Below are 20,338 nucleotides of genomic sequence, written 5' to 3'. Positions count from 1 at the left end.
CCAGCAGCAGGCCGTACGCACGCGACGACCGACATCACCGATACGAGAACTGAGAGCACCGGGATGGCAGACCAGACCCACGTCCTGTTCGTCGAGGACGACGACGTCATCCGCGAGGCCACCCAGCTCGCGCTGGAACGGGACGGCTTCGCGGTCACCGCCATGCCCGACGGGCTGTCGGGCCTGGAGTCGTTCCGGGCCGACCGCCCCGACATCGCGCTGCTCGACGTCATGGTGCCCGGTCTCGACGGCGTGAGCCTGTGCCGCCGTATCCGCGACGAGTCGACCGTGCCGGTGATCATGCTCTCCGCGCGCGCCGACTCGATCGACGTGGTGCTGGGCCTGGAGGCGGGCGCCGACGACTACGTGACCAAGCCCTTCGACGGCGCCGTGCTGGTCGCGCGGATCCGTGCCGTGCTCCGGCGCTTCGGTCACGCGAGCGGCGGCGAGAAGGCCGACGACGGCGTGGACCCGACGGGCGGCGGCGTGCTGACCTTCGGCGATCTGGAGATCGACACCGAGGGCATGGAGGTGCGCCGGGCCGAGCAGCCGGTGGCGCTGACCCCGACCGAGATGCGGCTGCTCCTGGAGTTCTCCTCCGCGCCCGGCACCGTCCTGTCGCGCGACAAGCTGCTGGAGCGGGTGTGGGACTACGGCTGGGGCGGCGACACCCGGGTGGTGGACGTCCACGTCCAGCGGCTGCGCACGAAGATCGGCCAGGACCGGATCGAGACGGTCCGCGGCTTCGGTTACAAGTTGAAGGCCTGAACGGGGACACGAAGGACATGCGGGGGACATTCAGGCGCCCGACCACCCCGGACCAGGGTGGCACGGGCATGCGCACGGGTCTGAGATGGAAGCTGAGCGCGGCCATCGCCCTGGTCGGCGCGCTGGTGGCGATCGCGCTGAGCCTGGTCGTGCACAACGCGGCCCGGGTCTCGATGCTCGACAACGCGCGCGACCTCGCGGACGAGCGCGTCCAGATCGCGCAGCGCAGCTACGAGCTGTCCAACCGGCCGAACTTCCCCAACGTCAAGATCGACGACCCCCGGCTGCCGGCGGCGCTGCGCGCGAAGGTCCAGCAGGGCCGCCGGGCGACGTTCGTGACCGACGGGCGCGCCGGGGCGCCGGACATCTGGGCCGCCGTGCCGGTCAAGGACGGGCACGTGCTCTCGCTGCACACCAACTTCACCGACCGCAGCACGGACATCCTCCACGACCTCGACCAGGCCCTGGTGATCGGCTCCATCGCGGTGGTCCTCGGCGGCAGCGCGCTGGGCGTGCTCATCGGCGGCCAGCTCTCGCGCCGGCTGCGCAAGGCGGCGGCCGCGGCGAACCAGGTCGCCAAGGGCGAGTCGGACGTACGGGTGCGGGACGCGATCGGCGGCGTCGTCCGGGACGAGACCGACGACCTGGCCCGCGCGGTGGACGCCATGGCGGACACCCTGCAGCAGCGGCTGGAGGCCGAGCGCCGGGTCACCGCGGACATCGCGCACGAGCTGCGCACCCCGGTGACCGGGCTGCTGACGGCGGCCGAGCTGCTCCCGCCCGGGCGCCCCACCGAACTGGTCCTGGACCGCGCGAAGGCCATGCGCACCCTCGTCGAGGACGTGCTGGAGGTGGCCCGGCTGGACGGCGCCTCCGAGCGGGCCGAGCTGCAGGACCTGATGCTCGGCGAGTTCGTCGGCCGGCGGGTGGCGGCGAAGGACCCGGCCGTAGAGGTGCGGGTGGTGCACGAGTCGATGGTCACGACCGACCCCCGGCGCCTGGAGCGGGTTCTGTTCAACCTGCTCGCCAACGCCGCCAGGCACGGCAAGCCGCCCATCCAGGTCACCGTCGAGGGCCGGGTGATCCGCGTCCGCGACCACGGCCCCGGCTTCCCCGGCGACCTCCTGGCCGACGGCCCGAGCCGCTTCCGCACCGGCAGCACCGACCGCGCGGGCCACGGCCACGGCCTGGGCCTCACGATCGCCGCCGGGCAGGCCCGCGTCCTGGGCGCCCGTCTGACCTTCCGCAACGTCCGCCCGGTGGGAGCGCCCGACGACGTGCCGGCGGAGGGCGCGGTGGCGGTGCTGTGGCTCCCGGAGCACGCCCCGACGAACACGGGCAGCTACCCGATGCTGCCGTAGCCGCCCTTCCCTACGGCCGGTCACACCTCCGTCCTACGGCCGCTCACACCTCCGCGACCAGCAGCTCCTCGCCGCGGGAGGGCCGCAGACCGTCCGTCCGCCCCGCGAAGTACCGCTGCTCCAGATCGGCCGCCGAGACGTGCCGGACCTCGCGGAAACCGGCCTCGCGGGCGAGGGCGACGATCTCCGGCGGCCGGTGGAAGCTGAGGAAGGGGGTGCCCGCGGCCCGGGCACCCTTCATCGCGACCCGGAGCTGGGCCTGCTCCTCGGGCTCCACGTCCTCGACGGGCCGCAGGAACGTGGACACCAGCGTCGACCCCGGCGCGAGGCCCGCCACCAGCCGGAAGGTCGCCTTGATCGCCTCCGGGGTGAGATACATGGTCACGCCCGCGGAGGCCACCACCGCGGGCCGCCCCGGATCGAGCCCGCCCGCGAGCAGCTGCCCCCACCAGTCGCCCTCGAAGTCGACGGGCACCAGCCGCAGCCACGCGGGGACACCGAGGCCGAGGTCGTCGAGCCGCTGCCGCTTCCAGGCCTGCGGCCCGGCCTGGTCGGCCTCGAAGACGCGCAGCCCGGCGGCGCCGACGTCCGCCCGGCGCTGGGCGAAGGTGTCCAGGCCGGCCCCGAGGACGACGTACTGGTCGAGCCCCTGCGCCGCCCGCTCCACCACGAGATCCTCGACGAACCGGGCGCGGGCGACGATCGACGCCCGCGTGCGCCGGGTCGCCACGACGTCCATGTCGGGCCGCTCGCGCCACCCCTCGCCCGGATCGGCGAGTCGCAGCCCGACCTCGTCCTCGACGACGTACGGCGGCGGGTCGGCGCGCAGATGCAGGGCCCGCCAGAGGGCGACCCGCACGGCGGTGTGCTCGGCGGCGGCCTCCGCGCCGGCCGTGCCCGTCACCCGAAGTCCTTGGAGAAGTCCAGCTCCTCGCTGCGCTCGGTCAGCGAGTACCAGTTGCCGTTGTCGTCGCGGAAGATCGCCTCGATCCCGTACGGCCGCTCCTGCGGCGACTGCAGGAACTCGACGCCGCGTGCCCTGAAGGTCTCGTAGTCACCCCGGCAGTCGTCGGTGCGGAACGCTCCCGCGCCGAGCACTCCCTTGCCGACCAGCTTCTTCAGCGCCTCGGCGGACTCGGGGTCGAGCCCGGGGCCGTCGAGATGCATCAACGCGAGCTCGACGCCCGGCTGGTCCTTGGCGCCGACAGTGATCCACTTCATGTCGCCCATGGAGATCTCGTTGCGCACCTCGAAGTCCAGCTTCTCGGTGAAGAAGGCCTTGGTGCGCTGCTGGTCGAAGGTCCATACGGTGCTGATGCCCAGGCCCAAGATCATGGTTCCGCTCTCCCTGGTTCGGTTCCGGTGTCCTGTCCGTCACCGTAGGCAGGGCGGGCGGCGGGCCGCTTCTTCGAAATTGCGGTGGGGAAGCCGCCGGCCCACAGCATCGCGTAGCACCCGGGGATGAGGGCGGCTCCGCGGCCCACGTGCGTGCTCCGGTACTCGCTCGGCGTCAGCCCCGTCCGCGCCTTGAACCGCGCCGAGAACGTCCCGAGACTGCTGAACCCGACCAGATGGCAGATCTCCGTCACGCTCAGATCGGCGCTGCGCAGCATCTCCTCGGCCCGCTCGATCCGCCGGTGCGTCAGATACTGCCCGGGCGTCTCCCCGTACGCCGCCTTGAAGGCCCGCAGGAAGTGGAACCGCGAATAGCCGGCACACGCGGCCACCCCGTCCAGATCCAGCTCAGGATCGGCCCAGTCGCGGTCCATCGCATCCTTGGCGAGCCGCAACTGGCGCATCTTGTCCATGGGGCCGATGGTGACACGGGGCACCGACAGTGAGGCCTCCGGACATGACGAAGGCCCCCGGGGCGGACACCATCCGGGGGCCTTCAGCTCATCTTCGGGGGATCACACCGCTTCGACGACCGCCGCAGGCGCAGCGTCCTCCTGGTCGGACTTGGGCGCGGCCGGCCCCGCCCCGCGCAGTGCGACCTCCTTGACGAACACCGCCGCGATCAGCGCGCCGATCGCCACGATCGAACCGAGCAGGAAGGCCGTGTGCGTACCCGCCGACACCGCGTGCTGGTACGCCTCGCGCGCCACCGCCGGCAGCTTCTCCAGGCTCTTCGCGTCCAGCTGCGCCGACTTCTCGGTGATCTTCGATCCCAGCGACCCGGCCCGCTCGGCCATGACGTGCTGGACCCGGTTGTTGAACAGCGCGCCCATGATCGCGACACCGAAGGAGGAGCCGAGCGTACGGAACAGGGTGGTCGAGGAGGACGCGACGCCCATGTCCCGCATCTCGACGCTGTTCTGCGCGACCAGCATCGTGATCTGCATCAGGCAGCCCATGCCGAGACCGACGACGGCCATGAACACCCCGGACATGAACCGCGAGGTCCCCGTGTCCATCGTCGACAGCAGGTACAGGCCGATGATCATCAGCACGCTGCCGACCACCGGGAACACCTTGTACTTGCCGGTGTTCGTGGTCACGCGCCCGGCCACCATCGAGGTGACCAGCATCGCGCCGAGCATCGGCAGGAGCAGCAGACCGGAGTTGGTCGCGGACGCGCCCTGCACCGACTGCTGGTACAGCGGCAGGAACAGCGTCGCGCCGAACATCACGAAGCCGGTGATGAAGCCGATGATCGACATCAGCGTGAAGTTACGGCTGCGGAAGATGTGCAGCGGCACCACCGGCTCGGAGGCCTTGGTCTGCCAGAACACGAACCCGATCAGCGCGGCCACGCCGATGCCGATGAGCTCCATGATCCGCGCCGACGTCCACGCGTACTGCGTACCGCCCCAGGTGGTGACCAGCACGATCGAGGTGATGCCGACGGTCAGCAGCACGACACCGAGGTAGTCGATGCCCGCCTTGGACCGCTTCTTCGGCAGGTGCAGGACCACGCTGATCAGACCGAGCGCGAAGACGCCGAGCGGCAGGTTGATGTAGAAGGACCAGCGCCAGCCCCAGTTGTCGGTGATGGTGCCGCCGACCAGCGGGCCGCCGATCATCGCGAGCGCCATGACGCCGGCCATCATGCCCTGGTACTTGCCGCGCTCCCGCGGCGGGATCAGGTCACCGATGATCGCCATGACGCCGACCATCAGACCGCCGGCGCCGAGGCCCTGCACGGCCCGGAAGCCGATCAGCTCGCCCATGTTCTGGGCCATGCCGCTCAGCGCGGAGCCGATCAGGAAGATCACGATCGACGTCATGAAGGTGGCCTTGCGGCCGTACATGTCCCCGAGCTTGCCCCAGATCGGCGTGGCCGCCGCGGTGGCCAGCGTGTACGCCGTCACCACCCAGGACAGGTGCTCAAGACCGCCGAGCTCGCCCACGATCGTCGGCATCGCCGTACCCACGATCATGTTGTCGAGCATCGCGAGCATCATGGTGATCATGAGCGCGAGCAGGACGACCCGCACGCTCTTCGGTTGTTTGTCCGGCTTGGTCTCGACCGTCTGTGTGTCCGCCATCGTCCCCACTCCCCTAGGTCCTTCGTCGTTCCCCTCGGCCGGCCACTTACTTGCCGCCCGGCTAGCTGTCTACACTGGAAGAAGTTAGACCTGTAACTAGCCGGGCGTCAAGTAAGTTTTCTAGTCGGGCGACAAGTAAGTTTCCGTGCCAGTGCGAGGAGTACGAGGATGGGCGTCACCATGGACGGCACCAAACAGCATCGGCGCGGAAACACCCGCCAGCGCATCCAGGACGTGGCGCTCGAGCTCTTCGCCGAGCAGGGCTACGAGAAGACGTCGCTGCGCGAGATCGCCGAGTGCCTCGACGTCACCAAGGCCGCGCTGTACTACCACTTCAAGACGAAGGAAGAGATCCTCGTCAGCATCTTCGAGGACCTCTCCCAGCCGATAGAGGACCTGATCGAGTGGGGCAAGGCGCAGCCCCAGACGCTGGAGACCAAGCAGGAGATCATCCGCCGCTACAGCGACATCCTGGCGAGCGCGTCGCCGCTCTTCCGCTTCATGCAGGAGAACCAGGGGACGGTGAAGGAGCTGCGCATCGGCGAGATGTTCCGCAACCGCATGATGGGGATGCGCGACATCCTCATCGACCCGGCCGCCGAACTGGTCGACCAGGTGCGCTGCGTCAGCGCGATGTTCACGCTGCATGCCGGGATGTTCGTCCTCAACGACCTCGAAGGCGACCCCGAGGCGAAGCGCAAGGCCGTCCTGGAGGTCGCCACCGATCTGGTGACCCAGGCGCACCGGTCGGCGAACTCGCCGTAGCCGGTCACGCCCGGGCACCCGTGTCTCAGACCTTGACGCCCTTGGTGCGCAGGAAGGAGACCGGGTCGATCGCCGAACCGTAGTTGGCGGTCCTGCGGACCTCGAAGTGCAGGTGCGGGCCGCTGGAGTTACCGGTGTTGCCGGACTTGGCTATGTGCTGGCCGGTGGTGACGACCTGGCCGACGTGCACGTCGATCCGCGACAGGTGGGCGTACTGCGAGTACGTCCCGTTGGCGTGCTTGATGACGATGGCGTTGCCGTACGCGGGGCCGTCACCGGCACCGTTGCCGCCGGCCTTGACGACCGTGCCGCCGTGCGCGGCGACGACGTTCGTGCCGCTCGGCACCGCGAAGTCCTGGCCGCTGTGCTTGTGCGCCCACATGCCGCCGGCCTGGTTGAAGCTCGCGGACAGGGCGTACTTGGCCACCGGGTGGACCCAGGAGCGGGCCTTCTTGGCGGCGGCGGCCTTCTTGGCGGCGGCCTTCTGCTTCGCTACCGCCTGCGCCTTCGCCTTCGCGACCGCCGCGGCCTTGGCGGCCTTGGCCTGCGAGGCGGCCTGCGCCTCGACGGCGCTGGCGGCGGTGTGGGCGGAGGAGACGTCGGCGGCGGCCGCGACCCCGGCTCCCAGCACGACCGAGGCTCCCAGGCCTGCGGCCAGGACGGCGGCGCGGGTGCGGAGGAGGGACGTACGGGAGGAGCGGGACGTGACACGCGAAGACATGGATACCTCGGGATGACGGGGACAGAGAAAAGCCACCCGACGCACTCGCGGCCGCCAGATGGGCTCATCCTTGGTAACCCCCGGACCCGTTGAACCCAAAACATGTGATCTACGACGGAAGCTAGTACTTCACCCCAAGTCTTCCGACTCCTTGACACATGACCTATCTGGGACAGATCGGGCATCCATCTCCCGAAGACGGCCGAACCACCGCCCCCGTTCCGGGACCAAGGTCCCTTTCTCCCGCGTCAGGGCATCCACTATTCCGTCTAGTAACGGACATATCGCCTGTGCGGCATGTCACCGGCGGGCAAGATCCATCCCCTCGCCGATGTGACGGGGGCTACGCCGGCCAACTCCCCCTACACGTGGGACCCGGTGAAAGAAACCGGCCTCATGTGACGCACATCTCTGGCGACTTACCACCCAGTAACCCTACGGTTCCCCTCGCGCCACCCTCGCCCCCGAACATGCACCAGACAACGGCATACGGACGTGAGAGGACCCCCCACCATGACGAGCCGACGCCCCTGGGCGCTGAGCACAGTGGTCACCGCAGTCTCCACCACGGCACTTGTGGCACTGGCCTCCCCCGCGAACGCGGCGACGAGCACCGCGGACGTCGACTACGCGACCTGGCAGAAGGACTGCCAGGCGGTGATGGACCAGGCGCTGCCCTATCTGAAGGACCGGATCGCGCGCACCGGGCCCGGCGAGAAGCAGGCGATCGTCTTCGACATCGACAACACCACGCTGGAGACGGACTTCGGCTTCACGTTCCCGCAGCCGGCCAACAAGCCCGTCCTGAACGTCGCCGAGTACGCCCAGCAGCACGGTGTCTCGGTCTTCTTCGTCACGGCCCGCCCGGGCATCCTCTACGCGCCCACCGAGTGGAACCTGGAGCACGACGGCTACCAGGTCTCCGGGCTCTACGTCCGCGGCCTGTTCGACCTCTTCAAGGACGTCGCCGCCTACAAGACCGCCCAGCGCGTCGACATCGAGAACAAGGGCTACACGATCATCGCGAACATCGGCAACAGCGCCACCGACCTGTCGGGCGGCCACGCCGAGAAGACGTACAAGCTGCCGGACTACGACGGGCAGCTCTCCTGAGGCCCCAAAGCCCTGTGCCACGAGGACCCCATGCGGAAGGGGCCGGTGCCTTTCGGCACCGGCCCCTTCCGTCGGCTCAACCCCTGGAGGGTCAGGCCTCCTTGCTCAGGTTCGGCCCGGCTCCGCCGGCCGCCTGCTCGATCGGCGGGACGTCCGGCAGCGCCGACTTCTCCTCACCGCGGAAGGTGAAGGTGACGTTGTCGCCCTCGCCCTCCGTGTCGACGACCACGATGTGACCGGGACGCAGCTCGCCGAAGAGGATCTTCTCCGACAGCGAGTCCTCGATCTCGCGCTGGATGGTGCGGCGCAGCGGCCGCGCACCGAGCACGGGGTCGTAACCCTTCTTGGACAGCAGCTCCTTGGCGGACTGGGAGAGCTCGATGCCCATGTCCCGGTCCTTGAGGCGCTCGTCCACCTTGCTGATCATCAGGTCGACGATCGCGAGGATGTCGTCCTGCGTCAGCTGCGGGAAGACGACCACGTCGTCCACGCGGTTGAGGAACTCGGGGCGGAAGTGCTGCTTGAGCTCGTCCGAGACCTTGTTCTTCATGCGCTCGTAGTTGGACTTGGTGTCGCCCTGGGCCGCGAAGCCCAGGTTGAAGCCCTTGGAGATGTCCCGGGTGCCGAGGTTGGTCGTCATGATGATGACCGTGTTCTTGAAGTCCACGACCCGGCCCTGGGAGTCGGTCAGGCGACCGTCCTCCAGGATCTGCAGCAGCGAGTTGAAGATGTCCGGGTGGGCCTTCTCGACCTCGTCGAAGAGGACCACCGAGAACGGCTTGCGCCGCACCTTCTCCGTCAGCTGGCCGCCCTCCTCGTAGCCCACGTAGCCGGGGGGCGAACCGAAGAGACGCGAGACCGTGTGCTTCTCGCTGAACTCCGACATGTCGAGGGAGATCAGCGCGTCCTCGTCACCGAAGAGGAACTCCGCGAGGGCCTTGGACAGCTCGGTCTTACCGACACCGGACGGGCCGGCGAAGATGAACGAACCACCGGGGCGCTTCGGGTCCTTCAGACCGGCGCGCGTACGGCGGATCGCCTTCGACAGCGCCTTGACGGCGTCGACCTGGCCGATGACCCGCTTGTGGAGCTCGTCCTCCATGCGCAGCAGACGCGAGGACTCCTCCTCGGTCAGCTTGAAGACCGGGATGCCGGTGGCGGTCGCGAGGACCTCGGCGATCAGCTCGCCGTCGACCTCGGCGACGACGTCCATGTCGCCGGCCTTCCACTCCTTCTCGCGCTTGGCCTTGGCGGCCAGGAGCTGCTTCTCCTTGTCACGGAGCGAAGCGGCCTTCTCGAAGTCCTGCGAGTCGATCGCGGACTCCTTGTCGCGGCGCACGCCCGCGATCTTCTCGTCGAACTCGCGCAGGTCCGGCGGCGCGGTCATCCGGCGGATGCGCATCCGGGAACCGGCCTCGTCGATCAGGTCGATCGCCTTGTCCGGCAGGAAGCGGTCCGAGATGTACCGGTCGGCCAGCGTGGCGGCCTGGACGAGGGCCTCGTCCGTGATCGAGACACGGTGGTGGGCCTCGTACCGGTCGCGCAGACCCTTGAGGATCTCGATCGTGTGCGGCAGGGACGGCTCGGCGACCTGGATGGGCTGGAAGCGGCGCTCGAGGGCCGCGTCCTTCTCCAGGTGCTTGCGGTACTCGTCCAGCGTCGTCGCACCGATGGTCTGGAGCTCACCGCGGGCCAGCATCGGCTTCAGGATCGAAGCGGCGTCGATGGCGCCCTCGGCGGCACCCGCACCGACCAGCGTGTGCAGCTCGTCGATGAACAGGATGATGTCGCCGCGGGTGCGGATCTCCTTGAGCACCTTCTTCAGGCGCTCCTCGAAGTCACCGCGGTAGCGGGAGCCGGCGACCAGCGCGCCGAGGTCCAGGGTGTAGAGGTGCTTGTCCTTGAGGGTCTCGGGCACCTCGCCCTTGACGATGGCCTGGGCGAGGCCCTCGACGACGGCGGTCTTGCCGACGCCGGGCTCACCGATCAGCACCGGGTTGTTCTTGGTACGGCGGGACAGCACCTGCATGACCCGCTCGATCTCCTTCTCGCGCCCGATGACCGGGTCGAGCTTGGACTCACGAGCGGCCTGGGTGAGGTTCCGGCCGAACTGGTCGAGGACCAGGGACGTCGAGGGGGTGCCCTCGGCAGGCCCGCCGGCGGCGGCGGTCTCCTTGCCCTGGTAGCCGGAGAGCAGCTGGATGACCTGCTGCCGCACCCGGTTGAGATCGGCGCCGAGCTTGACGAGGACCTGGGCGGCGACGCCCTCGCCCTCGCGGATCAGGCCGAGCAGGATGTGCTCCGTGCCGATGTAGTTGTGGCCCAGCTGGAGAGCCTCCCGGAGCGACAGCTCCAGGACCTTCTTGGCACGGGGGGTGAAGGGGATGTGCCCGGACGGGGCCTGCTGGCCCTGGCCGATGATCTCCTCCACCTGCTGGCGGACCGCCTCGAGCGAAATCCCGAGGCTCTCAAGGGCCTTGGCGGCGACACCCTCACCCTCGTGGATCAGGCCCAGGAGGATGTGCTCGGTGCCGATGTAGTTGTGGTTGAGCATCCGGGCTTCTTCCTGAGCCAGGACGACAACCCGCCGCGCGCGGTCGGTGAACCTCTCGAACATCGTTAATCGCTCCTCAGAGCGGTCAGGCAGTGGGGGGAACTTCCCCTCCCTGTCCTTCCGCAGCTTAGTCCCGCAAGCGGGGACCGCTCATTCCAACTGCCGACACCGGTGCGAGAACCAACACTGCCTCCTGACCCCGAACGCCGACATCTGCTCCAACCCGATGGTGCGAGACGATGTTCCCGCAGGCCAGACAGTTACCCACACCATCAGTACGCCGATGGCGAACGTGAGACGTCCTGTCCTGCGTGTCGCCCCCTCCCACTAGGGATGTCTTACCCGCTGGGACTGACAGTCCATGCCGCGCGGCCCTTTTCCCTCCGCTACGGGCGAACAACCTTGCACCACCCCGCGCCCCCGCACGCCCCCCGGATCGGCACCCTGCGCAGCCGTACGAACACCCAGCGTAACTCGGGAGCCGTTCGGGCGGTTGCACTTGGCATGGTTGGCAGCCGCCGCACGATTCCGCTCCCTCGCAGCCCGATCGACTCCGGCGATCAGGTCCGCCGGTGGTACGAGAACGAACTGGGCTGGGCGACGGTGCCCGCGCCGGCGGGAGAACCCGGATCCGGGCCGCGGCTGCGGGTGGGCGTCCGCTTCGACGTCCTGGACGTGCCGGCCGAGGCGGGCGGTGCGTGCCTGCGCCATCTCGCGCCGGGCTCTCCGGTGGCCGTGCAGGGCGACCGGATGCGGCTGCTGGTGACCGCGGGCAGCGCGGAGGAGCTGCCGGGACTGCTGGACTGGCTGGAGTGGGGCGCGCTCACCCTGGATCTGACCGCGACCGGTGAGGGCGGCGTCATGGACGCGCCGCTGCCGCCCGCAAGCGGGCCGGCCGGTCTACGGGGCCGCTCGGGCGCCCTGCAGGGGGCCGCCGTATGGCTGCGGCCCCCCGAGCCTGGGGGCGAGGTCGAGGCCTCGCTGCCGACGCTGTCGGCCGTGGGGGGCGTTGGGGGCGCCCCCGATCTCGTACGACTCGTGGACACGGTGGCAACGCAGTGCCACCGGTTGCGGCTGCGGCGCGCGTGCGCCCGGCCGCCGGCCCTGCCGTAGAACGCCGATCAGGCGTTGGCCTTCTCGTAGGCCTCGCGGATGGACGCGGGAACGCGACCGCGGTCGTTGACCTCGTAGCCGTTCTCCTTCGCCCACGCGCGGATCTGCGCGGTGTCCTGGCTGCCACCGGAAGCGGCGCGCGCCTTTCCGCGCCCGCCCGAAGAACGACCTCCGGTACGACGGCCACCCTTCACGTAAGGCTCGAGAAGGCCGCGGAGCTTGTCCGCATTGGCGGTCGTGAGATCGATCTCGTACGTCTTGCCGTCCAACGCGAACGTAACGGTCTCGTCCGCCTCGCCGCCGTCGAGGTCGTCGACAAGAAGGACCTGAACCTTCTGTGCCACCGGATTTCCTTTCATCCAAAACTTGAGGGCCTGGGGTCTGCGGCGTCCGCCGTTTCGCCGTCCCCTGTTATATGCAGTACTGCAGTACGTCGGAAAGCAAACCGCTTTTGCCGGAAAAACACAAACCCCTCGGAGAGACTGAGGGAGAGACTGAGGGAGAGACTGACCCCGAGACCGCCCGAGAGGCTGTCCGTGAGACCTAGTACGGGGTCAAGAGCGAGACAGATGGCTCACCGCGTCCGGAAACATGCGCGTTTCGGACATAGGGAACCTGGGCAGGGACGGCGGAATACATCGCCGCGATCCGCGATCACAGATGCAGAAGCATCCGGCTGTTGCCCAAGGTGTTCGGTTTCACCCGTTCGAGACCGAGGAACTCCGCTACGCCCTCGTCATAGGAACGCAGTAGCTCGGCGTAGACATCGGTGTCGACGGGCGTCTCGCCGATCTCGACGAAGCCGTGCTTGACGAAGAAGTCCACTTCGAAGGTCAGGCAGAAAACCCGGCGAACGCCGAGCCAGCGCGCGGTCTCCAGCAACTTCTCCAGCAGTTGATGCCCGACACCGGCGCCCTTCAGGCCGGGCTTCACCGCGAGAGTGCGGACTTCCGCGAGGTCTTCCCACATCACGTGCAGCGCGCCGCAGCCGACGACGTCGGCGTTGTCGTCCCGTTCGGCGATCCAGAACTCCTGGATGTCCTCGTAAAGCGTCACCGTTGCTTTGTCGAGCAGGATGCGGCCGCGGACGTACGTGTCGAGGAGACGGCGCACGGCCGGGACATCGCTGGTTCGGGCCCGCCGGACAGTGATGGCTTTAGCACTGACTTCGGTGCCTTCGGGACCTACAGGACTCTCTGCTGACATGTGCGGACGCTATCGCCCGTCGGCCTCCGGTGCCGACCCGGGGTTCTCACGGGCCGTATCGCCACCGGTATCCGTGGCCGCTTCGGCCGCTTCGGGAGTTTCCGGACCTTGGACGATGCGTACGGCGTCTCTGAGGGCAAGGCGCTGTTCCTCGCTCATCATCCCGAAGAAGGCGACGAGAGCAGCTGCCGGGTTGTCGGACTGCGACCAGGCGTCGTTCATCAGAGCCGCCGCGTAGGCGGCCCTGGTGGAGACCGCCTCATATCGATAGGCCCGGCCTTCCGCCTCACGGCGGACCCAGCCCTTCTGATGGAGATTGTCCAAAACGGTCATCACCGTGGTGTATGCGATGGACCGCTCCTGCTGAAGGTCTTCCAGGACTTCTCGGACGGTCACCGGGCGGTTCCACTTCCACACCCGCGTCATGACCGCGTCTTCGAGTTCTCCCAATGGGCGAGGCACAGCTCAGCACAATAGTGGGAGAAGTCCGCATTGGCGTGCCGGACGTGCGCATCCGCCGACAAACAGGAACAAAAAGGGCGCACAACTCCGAAAACGCGAGCACGCGTGGGAGTCGTGCGCCGAGGGGGCGCGGCCGGGGAGGGGTCAGCCGTCGGTCTTCGGGGAGCCCTGCCGGGCGCCCTCCGCGCGCGCGATGGCGGCGTCGACGGCCGCGTCCTCCTTGGCCTTGTTGGCCCCGCCCTGGGTCTTCACCATCACCCTGATCACGGCGATGAAGAGCGCGGCCATGACGACCGGGGGCACGAGCGCGGAGACGATGTCCATGCGTCCAGGGTAGCCACGGCCACAAAGGGCGAGCGGGGCGGGGCCGGGAGGTTCTGGGCGGTTCGGGCGCCCTCAGCCGGCGGCGAGGTGCCGACGCTGCCCTGAGCTGGGCGGAGGCGTGGGCTTGCGGCGCGGGAAGACCTCGCCCGGGGTCGGGATCGGGCGGGCCGGCTTCGGCTCCTCGGCGGGGGCCGGCTTGGGCGCGGCGGGCTTCTGGGCGGGCTTCCTGTCGGGCTTGTGCGCGGGGTCCCGTTCCGCGGCCCCTGCGGGCTGCGCGCCGGTGCCCCTCAGACCGCCGGGAAGGGCCGTGAGACGGCTCCGGGCGGCCGGGACGATCGGGGTGGCCCGGCGGGCCGTTCCGGGCGCGAGACGGTCGCGTACGTCCTGCTCCGCGAGCATCCGGCAGCGCCCCAGCAGGACCGAGGCGGCCGGATTGCCGCGCAGGGCCCGCAGGGCGGCGAGATCGTCGGGCTGCGGGCGGTATCCGGCTGCCAGCGCCTCCTCCAGGAGCGTCAGATAGCCGGACACGGTCCCTGGCAGAGCGGCGCGATAGCGCGCGAGATCGGCCACCAGGAAGGCGCGCAGCCGGTCTCCCTCACGCATCGCCTCGTCCAGGGACTCGGCGAGGCGGAGGCAGTCCTTGACGTCCGCTGCGGGCGTGGGGCCGGGCTGGAGGGCGAGGGCGAGAGCGCGGCGGAGCACACGCAGCTCCTCCGCGCCGAACGCCATGCCGCCGCGGGATCCGTATGGCGTGGGCATGCGGCGACACTACGCGCTAATCAGACAAATTCGACATAAGGGGCGGGTGTGGCGCGGCCGCGCCACCCGGTTGCCCCCCGGCCGTCCTCACCTGCGGAAGACGTTCCGTCCTCAGCCGCGGGCGACGTCCGTCCTCACATGCGGGAGACGTTGCGCTCGTAGACCATCCGCAGCCCGATCAGCGTCAGCCAGGGCTCGTGCTCGTCGATCACGGACGACTCCCCCAGCACCATCGGCGCCAGGCCGCCGGTCGCGATGACGGTGACGTCGTCGGGGTCCTCCGCCAGCTCCCGGGCCATCCGGCCGACGACGCCGTCGACCTGGCCCGCGAAGCCGTAGATGATGCCGGACTGCATCGCCTCGACCGTGTTCTTGCCGATCACGCTCCGCGGGCGGGCCACCTCGATCTTGCGCAGCTGCGCGCCCCGGACGCCGAGCGCCTCGACGGAGATCTCGATACCGGGGGCGATCACGCCGCCGATGTACTCCCCGCGCGCGGAGACCGCGTCGAAGGTGGTGGCGGTGCCGAAGTCGACGACGATCGCCGGGCCGCCGTACAGCTCGACGGCCGCGACCGCGTTGATGATGCGGTCGGCGCCGACCTCCTTGGGGTTGTCGGTCAGGATCGGCACACCGGTCTTCACGCCCGGCTCGACCAGCACCGCGGGAACGTCGCCGTAGTACCGGCGCGTCACTTCACGCAGCTCGTGCAGCACGGACGGCACGGTGGCGCAGATCGCGATCCCGTCGATGCCGTCGCCCAGCTCGTCGCCGAGCAGGGGGTGCATGCCCATCAGGCCCTGCAGCAGCACCGCCAGCTCGTCCGCCGTGCGGCGGGCGTCGGTGGAGATGCGCCAGTGCTCGACGATGTCGTCCCCGTCGAACAGGCCCAGGACGGTGTGCGTGTTGCCTACGTCGATCGTCAGCAGCATGACCGGTACCTACTCCGCCGCTCGCAGGTCGAGGCCGATGTCGAGGATCGGCGAGGAGTGGGTCAGGGCGCCCACGGCGAGGTAGTCGACGCCGGTCTCGGCGTACGCGCGCGCGTTGCCGAGGGTGAGGCGGCCCGACGCCTCCAGGGCGGCGCGGCCGGCCACCAGGGCCACGGCCTCCTCGCACTCGCCGGGCGTGAAGTTGTCCAGGAGGATCAGGTCGGCGCCCGCGTCCAGGACCTCGCGCAGCTGGTGCAGGGTGTCGACCTCGACCTCGATCGGCACGTCCGGGAAGGCCTCCCGTACGGCCTTGAATGCCTGGGCGACGCCGCCCGCGGCGACGACGTGGTTGTCCTTGACGAGCGCCGCGTCCGACAGCGACATCCGGTGGTTGACGCCGCCGCCGCAGCGCACGGCGAACTTCTCCAGCGCCCGCAGCCCCGGGGTGGTCTTGCGGGTGTCGCGGACCTTGGCCGTCGTGCCGTCGAGGGCGTCCGCCCACGCGCGCGTGGCGGTCGCGATGCCCGACAGGCGGCACAGGAGGTTGAGCGCGCTGCGCTCGGCGGTGAGCAGGTCGCGGGTGCGCGTGGTGACGGACAGCAGCTTCTGCCCCTCGGTCACGCGGTCGCCGTCCTCCACGTGCCGCTCGACCTCGAACTCGTCCGTGCAGACCACGGAGAGCACCGCTTCGGCGACCCTGAGGCCGGCCACGACGCCCGCCTCGCGCGCGGTGAAGTCGCCGGTGGCGACGGCCTCTTCGGGGATGGTCGCGACGGTGGTCACGTCCACGCCGTGGTCGAGGTCCTCCTGGATGGCGACGTTGGCGATGTCCTCGACCTCCACGGGGTCGAGTCCGGCGTCGGCCAGGAGCTGGGCGAGCGCGGGGTCGAGCCCGCACTCCAGGTGGTCGGCGTCGGTGTCGGCGCCGCAGGCACAGCCGTCGCCGCAGCCGCCGTTCGAGGCGAGGGGGAGGTCGGGGGTGGTCACTTCTGTCACTGCTCCTGGGGACGGTGCGCGGGCTGGGGCTGCCGGGTCGGGGGGAAGTCTGCGGTATCGGTGGTGCCGACAGCGAGAGAGCGGTCGGGATTCAGCCGTACGACGATGTGGCGGCGCCATGCGGTGTCGTCCCGGCCGGCGTGGTCCTCGCGCCAGTGGCAGCCGCGGGTCTCCTCGCGCAGCCGGGCGGCGGCGACCAGGACGCGGGCGACGCACAGGAGGTTGGTGGCCTCCCAGGTGTCGACGCCGGGCTCGGCGGTCTTGCCGTTCTCGGCGAGGGCGTCGCGGGCCTCGGAGTGCAGCGCCTGGAGCTGGTCGGCGGCCCTGGCGAGGGACTCGGCGGAGCGCAGCACGCCCGCGCCGTCGGTCATGATCCGCTGGATCGCGAACCGGGCCTCCGGAGCGAGCAGCGGGTGCCCGGGCACCTCCGGGTGCTCCACGGGTTCGGGCACGCGCGCGTGCAGGCCGTTCGCCGCCTGCGTCGCCACGATGTCGGCGACGATGCGCTCGGCGTAGACGAGGCCCTCGAGGAGGGAGTTGGAGGCGAGCCGGTTGGCGCCGTGCACACCGGTGCAGGCGACCTCGCCGCACGCGTACAGGCCCGGGACGGTCGTGCGGCCCTGGGAGTCGGTGCGGACGCCGCCGGAGGCGTAGTGGGCGGCCGGGGCGATCGGGATGGGCTCGGTCACCGGGTCGATGCCGTGCGCGCGGCAGGCGGCGAGGATCGTCGGGAAGCGGTGCTCCCACATGTCGGCGCCGAAGTGCCGGGCGTCGAGGTACATGTGCTCGGCGTCCTGCTCCTGCATGCGGCGCGTGATGCCCTTGGCCACGATGTCCCGCGGCGCCAGCTCGGCCAGCTCGTGCTGCCCGACCATGAAGCGCACTCCGCCGGCGTCGACCAGGTGGGCGCCCTCGCCGCGCACGGCCTCGGAGACCAGCGGCTGCTGGCCCTCCGCGTCCGGGCCGAGGAAGAGCACGGTCGGGTGGAACTGCACGAACTCGAGGTCGGAGACCTCCGCGCCCGCGCGCAGGGCGAGGGCCACGCCGTCGCCGGTGGACACGGACGGGTTGGTCGTCGCGGAGAACACCTGGCCCATGCCGCCGGTCGCGAGGACGACCGCGGGCGCGTGCACGGCGCCCACGCCGTCGTGCTGCCCCTCACCCATGACGTGCAGGCTCACGCCGGCCGTCCGGCCGTCGGTGTCCGTCAGCAGGTCCAGCACCAGTGCGTTCTCGATCGTGCGGACGCCACGCGCGCGTGCGGCCTCGACCAGCGCGCGGGAGATCTCGGCGCCGGTCGCGTCGCCGCCGGCGTGCGCGATGCGGCGGCGGTGGTGGCCGCCCTCGCGGGTGAGCGCCAGGTCGCCCTCTTCGGACTCGTCGAAGTGCGCGCCGGTCGCGATGAGCCGCCGTACGGCGTCCGGGCCCTCGGTGACGAGGATCCGTACGGCCTCCTCGTCGCACAGGCCCGCGCCCGCCACCAGGGTGTCGTCCAGGTGCTGTTCGGGGGTGTCGCCCTCGCCGAGGGCCGCGGCGACGCCGCCCTGCGCCCAGCGGGTGGAGCCGTCGTCGAGGCGGGCCTTGGTGACGACGACCGTCCTCAGGCCGGAGGCCTCGCAGCGCAGGGCGGCGGTCAGGCCGGCCACCCCGGAGCCGACGACCACCACGTCGGCGGAGATGGCCCAGCCGGGGGCGGGTGCGTGCAGTCGTATGCCTGTGCTGCTCACGAGGCGGCTCCGAAGGTTCCGAAAGTGAGAGGGATGTTGTCGATCAGCCGGGTCGTCCCGACCCGGGCGGCGACGGCGAGGACGGCCTCACCGGTGAAGTCGTCGGCGATCTCGGTGAAGTCGGAGGGGTCGACCAGCGCCAGGTAGTCCAGCTTCAGCGGCGGCGACAGGCGCGCGGCGTCGTCGAGGACGAGGCGTGCGGCGGCGCGGACCGCGGAGGGGGCGCCCGGCAGCGCCTTGGCGACGGCGTGCGCGTCGGCGGCCGCGCGGGACTCGCCGATCGCGCTGAGCGCCTCGGCACGCGCGTGCGTGGCGGGCACCTCGCGGGCCCGCGCGCGCAGTGCCTCCTGGGCCGCGTGCCGGTCGCTGCCCGCGAACAGCGCGCGGGAGAGCGAGAGCGCCGTGCGCCGCTCGCCGTCCGAGAGGTAGCGGTTGCGGCTGGAGAGTGCCAGGCCGTCCTCCTCGCGCACGGTGGGGACGCCGACGATCTCGATGCCGAAGTTCAGGTCCCGCACCATGCGGCGGATCAGGGCGAGCTGCTGGGCGTCCTTCTGGCCGTAGAGGGCGAAATCGGGCCGGGTGAGGTGCAGCAGCTTGGCGACGACGGTGAGCATGCCGTCGAAGTGGCCGGGGCGCGAGGAACCCTCAAGGCGCTCGCCCATGGGGCCCGCGCTGATCCGGACCTGGGGCTCGCCGCCCGGGTAGACCTCGTCCACGGACGGTGCGAACACGACGTCCGCACCGGAGAGTTCGGCGAGCTTCACGTCCGCGTCCAGGGTGCGCGGGTAGCGGTCGAGGTCTTCGCCGGCGCCGAACTGGAGGGGGTTCACGAAGACCGTGACGACGACCTCGCCGTCCGGTCCGGCGATGCCGCGCGCGGTGCGGATCAGGGTGGCGTGGCCCTCGTGCAGGGCGCCCATGGTCATCACGACGGCGCGACGGCCGGTACGCGTGCGTGCGTGCAGTTCACCGGCGGTGCGCAGCAGGGTGGTGGTCATCGGGCGTCTCCCTCGGCGCCGTCGGCGCGGTCGGTGCCGTTGGCGAGGACGCCGAGGAGGTCCTCGGCGAGTTCCGGCTTCAGCAGCCCGTGGGCGAGCGCGCGGTCGGCGGTCGCCCGCGCCATCGCCAGATAGCCGGCGACGGTCTGCGGGGCGTGCCGGCGCAGCTCCGCGACGTGCGCGGCGACCGTGCCCGCGTCGCCGCGCGCGACGGGGCCGGTCAGGGCCGCGTCGCCGGAGCGCAGGGCGTTGTCGAGGGCGGCGCCGAGCAGCGGGCCGAGCATCCGGTCGGGGGCCGTGACACCGGCCTCGCGCAGCAGCTCCATGGACTGGGCGACCAGCGTGACCAGGTGGTTCGCGCCCAGGGCGAGTGCCGCGTGGTACAGCGGGCGCATCTCCTCGGCGATCCATTCCGGCTCGCCGCCCATCTCGATGACCAGGGCCTCGGCGGCCAGCCGCAGCTCCTCGGGCGCGGTGACGCCGAACGAGCAGCCGGCCAGGCGCTGCACGTCCACCGGCGTGCCCGTGAAGGTCATCGCCGGGTGCAGGGCCAGCGGCAGCGCGCCGGCGCGCAGAGCGGGGTCCAGGACCTTCGCGCCGTACCGCCCGGAGGTGTGCACGAGCAGCTGTCCGGGCCGGACGGCCCCGGTCTCGGCGAGCCCCTCGACCAGGCCGGGCAGGGTGTCGTCCGGGACGGTCAGCAGGACCAGCTCGGAGCGCTGGAGCACCTCGGCGGGCGGGACGACCGGGACGTCGGGCAGCATCAGCGCGGCACGCCTGCGGGAGGTCTCGGACACGCCGGAGACGGCCACCGGGCGGTGACCTGCGAGCTGGAGCGAGGCGGCCAGCGCGGGGCCGACGCGACCGGCGCCGACGACGCCGACGGTGAGCCGCGCCGGGCGGTCCCTGGGATCTGGCTGTTGGCTTGTACTCACGCGACGGCGGCCTTCCCGTTCCAGTCCGCTCCGGGTACCGGACGATTTCTCGTCATGTTAACGCTATCCGTCCACAGCGCGTTCGGCTGTCCACAGGCTGTGAGTAGTCACACGGT

The 20,338-nt window shown here is 70.5% G+C and carries 21 protein-coding genes; 5 read left to right on the top strand and 16 right to left on the bottom strand.

Going from position 1 to position 20,338, the window contains the following annotated elements; genetic code table 11:
- Positions 1–63: 63 nt before the first annotated feature.
- Positions 64–768 carry a two-component system response regulator CseB gene (gene cseB / locus ACFU97_RS27700; protein WP_384261614.1) on the top strand — a complete coding sequence of 235 codons (705 nt, stop codon included), beginning with the start codon at positions 64–66 and terminating at the stop codon, positions 766–768.
- Positions 657–2,129 carry a two-component system sensor histidine kinase CseC gene (gene cseC / locus ACFU97_RS27695; protein WP_384261704.1) on the top strand — a complete coding sequence of 491 codons (1,473 nt, stop codon included), beginning with the start codon at positions 657–659 and terminating at the stop codon, positions 2,127–2,129. The genes cseB and cseC overlap by 112 nt, the downstream gene beginning before the upstream one ends.
- A gap of 43 nt (positions 2,130–2,172) precedes the next feature.
- Here the strand turns inward: cseC and ACFU97_RS27690 are convergent, their stop codons facing one another.
- The 4 genes from ACFU97_RS27690 to ACFU97_RS27675 form a co-directional block, all read right to left on the bottom strand.
- Positions 2,173–3,033: a class I SAM-dependent methyltransferase gene (locus ACFU97_RS27690; RefSeq protein ID WP_384261611.1), complete on the bottom strand. Its 861-nt coding sequence runs from the start codon at positions 3,031–3,033 to the stop codon at positions 2,173–2,175.
- Positions 3,030–3,464, bottom strand: coding sequence for a VOC family protein (locus tag ACFU97_RS27685; protein WP_384261608.1), 435 nt, complete (start codon positions 3,462–3,464; stop codon positions 3,030–3,032). Before ACFU97_RS27685 ends, ACFU97_RS27690 begins: the two co-directional genes overlap by 4 nt.
- Positions 3,461–3,937, bottom strand: coding sequence for a helix-turn-helix transcriptional regulator (locus tag ACFU97_RS27680; protein ID WP_384261605.1), 477 nt, complete (start codon positions 3,935–3,937; stop codon positions 3,461–3,463). Before ACFU97_RS27680 ends, ACFU97_RS27685 begins: the two co-directional genes overlap by 4 nt.
- A gap of 102 nt (positions 3,938–4,039) precedes the next feature.
- Positions 4,040–5,617, bottom strand: a complete 1,578-nt coding sequence (locus ACFU97_RS27675; RefSeq protein ID WP_384261602.1) for an MDR family MFS transporter — start codon at positions 5,615–5,617, stop codon at positions 4,040–4,042.
- Positions 5,618–5,785: 168 nt separating this feature from the next.
- On the opposite strand from ACFU97_RS27675, the gene ACFU97_RS27670 reads away from it, so the two are divergent.
- A complete protein-coding gene (locus ACFU97_RS27670; protein ID WP_384261599.1) occupies positions 5,786–6,382 on the top strand; it encodes a TetR/AcrR family transcriptional regulator in 597 nt (198 codons plus the stop codon).
- Between the two features lie 25 nt (positions 6,383–6,407).
- On the opposite strand, the gene ACFU97_RS27665 is transcribed toward ACFU97_RS27670, so the two are convergent.
- A complete protein-coding gene (locus ACFU97_RS27665) occupies positions 6,408–7,103 on the bottom strand; it encodes a M23 family metallopeptidase (RefSeq protein WP_384261596.1) in 696 nt (231 codons plus the stop codon).
- 513 nt (positions 7,104–7,616) lie between these two features.
- Here ACFU97_RS27665 and ACFU97_RS27660 point away from each other — a divergent pair.
- Positions 7,617–8,216 carry an HAD family acid phosphatase gene (locus tag ACFU97_RS27660; protein WP_384261593.1) on the top strand — a complete coding sequence of 200 codons (600 nt, stop codon included), beginning with the start codon at positions 7,617–7,619 and terminating at the stop codon, positions 8,214–8,216.
- Positions 8,217–8,307: 91 nt separating this feature from the next.
- Here the strand turns inward: ACFU97_RS27660 and ACFU97_RS27655 are convergent, their stop codons facing one another.
- A complete protein-coding gene (locus tag ACFU97_RS27655; protein ID WP_384261590.1) occupies positions 8,308–10,833 on the bottom strand; it encodes an ATP-dependent Clp protease ATP-binding subunit in 2,526 nt (841 codons plus the stop codon).
- Positions 10,834–11,274: 441 nt separating this feature from the next.
- Between ACFU97_RS27655 and ACFU97_RS27650 the strand changes: the two genes are divergently transcribed.
- Entirely contained in the window at positions 11,275–11,883 is a 609-nt protein-coding gene (locus tag ACFU97_RS27650; protein ID WP_384261587.1) for an SCO3374 family protein, read from the top strand.
- An 8-nt stretch (positions 11,884–11,891) separates the two neighbouring features.
- Here ACFU97_RS27650 and ACFU97_RS27645 read toward each other — a convergent pair whose 3' ends face one another.
- The 10 genes from ACFU97_RS27645 to ACFU97_RS27600 form a co-directional block, all read right to left on the bottom strand.
- Positions 11,892–12,227 (bottom strand): Lsr2 family protein, encoded by a 336-nt coding sequence (locus ACFU97_RS27645; RefSeq protein ID WP_360745728.1) that lies wholly within the window; start codon positions 12,225–12,227, stop codon positions 11,892–11,894.
- 310 nt (positions 12,228–12,537) lie between these two features.
- Positions 12,538–13,089, bottom strand: coding sequence for an amino-acid N-acetyltransferase (locus ACFU97_RS27640; protein ID WP_384261583.1), 552 nt, complete (start codon positions 13,087–13,089; stop codon positions 12,538–12,540).
- A 9-nt stretch (positions 13,090–13,098) separates the two neighbouring features.
- Positions 13,099–13,551, bottom strand: a complete 453-nt coding sequence (locus ACFU97_RS27635) for a BlaI/MecI/CopY family transcriptional regulator (protein WP_384261580.1) — start codon at positions 13,549–13,551, stop codon at positions 13,099–13,101.
- 144 nt (positions 13,552–13,695) lie between these two features.
- Positions 13,696–13,875: a hypothetical protein gene (locus ACFU97_RS27630; RefSeq protein ID WP_384261577.1), complete on the bottom strand. Its 180-nt coding sequence runs from the start codon at positions 13,873–13,875 to the stop codon at positions 13,696–13,698.
- Positions 13,876–13,947: 72 nt separating this feature from the next.
- On the bottom strand, positions 13,948–14,604 hold the full coding sequence (locus ACFU97_RS27625) for a hypothetical protein (RefSeq protein ID WP_384261702.1): 657 nt from the start codon (positions 14,602–14,604) through the stop codon (positions 13,948–13,950).
- Between the two features lie 164 nt (positions 14,605–14,768).
- Positions 14,769–15,566: a type III pantothenate kinase gene (locus tag ACFU97_RS27620; RefSeq protein ID WP_384261575.1), complete on the bottom strand. Its 798-nt coding sequence runs from the start codon at positions 15,564–15,566 to the stop codon at positions 14,769–14,771.
- A gap of 9 nt (positions 15,567–15,575) precedes the next feature.
- The gene (gene nadC / locus ACFU97_RS27615) at positions 15,576–16,553 is read right to left on the bottom strand and encodes a carboxylating nicotinate-nucleotide diphosphorylase (RefSeq protein WP_384261572.1); all 978 of its coding nucleotides are present in this window, start codon (positions 16,551–16,553) and stop codon (positions 15,576–15,578) included.
- A gap of 5 nt (positions 16,554–16,558) precedes the next feature.
- On the bottom strand, positions 16,559–18,289 hold the full coding sequence (locus ACFU97_RS27610; protein ID WP_384261569.1) for an L-aspartate oxidase: 1,731 nt from the start codon (positions 18,287–18,289) through the stop codon (positions 16,559–16,561).
- Positions 18,286–19,287, bottom strand: coding sequence for a pantoate--beta-alanine ligase (gene panC, locus ACFU97_RS27605; protein ID WP_384261566.1), 1,002 nt, complete (start codon positions 19,285–19,287; stop codon positions 18,286–18,288). The genes ACFU97_RS27610 and panC overlap by 4 nt, the downstream gene beginning before the upstream one ends.
- A complete protein-coding gene (locus ACFU97_RS27600; RefSeq protein ID WP_384261564.1) occupies positions 19,284–20,222 on the bottom strand; it encodes a Rossmann-like and DUF2520 domain-containing protein in 939 nt (312 codons plus the stop codon). The genes panC and ACFU97_RS27600 overlap by 4 nt, the downstream gene beginning before the upstream one ends.
- Positions 20,223–20,338: the final 116 nt, after the last annotated feature.

The sequence above is a fragment of the Streptomyces sp. NPDC057616 genome, from assembly GCF_042800575.1.
GTDB lineage: Bacteria > Actinomycetota > Actinomycetes > Streptomycetales > Streptomycetaceae > Streptomyces.
This window is presented reverse-complemented; position numbering and strand designations above follow the sequence as displayed.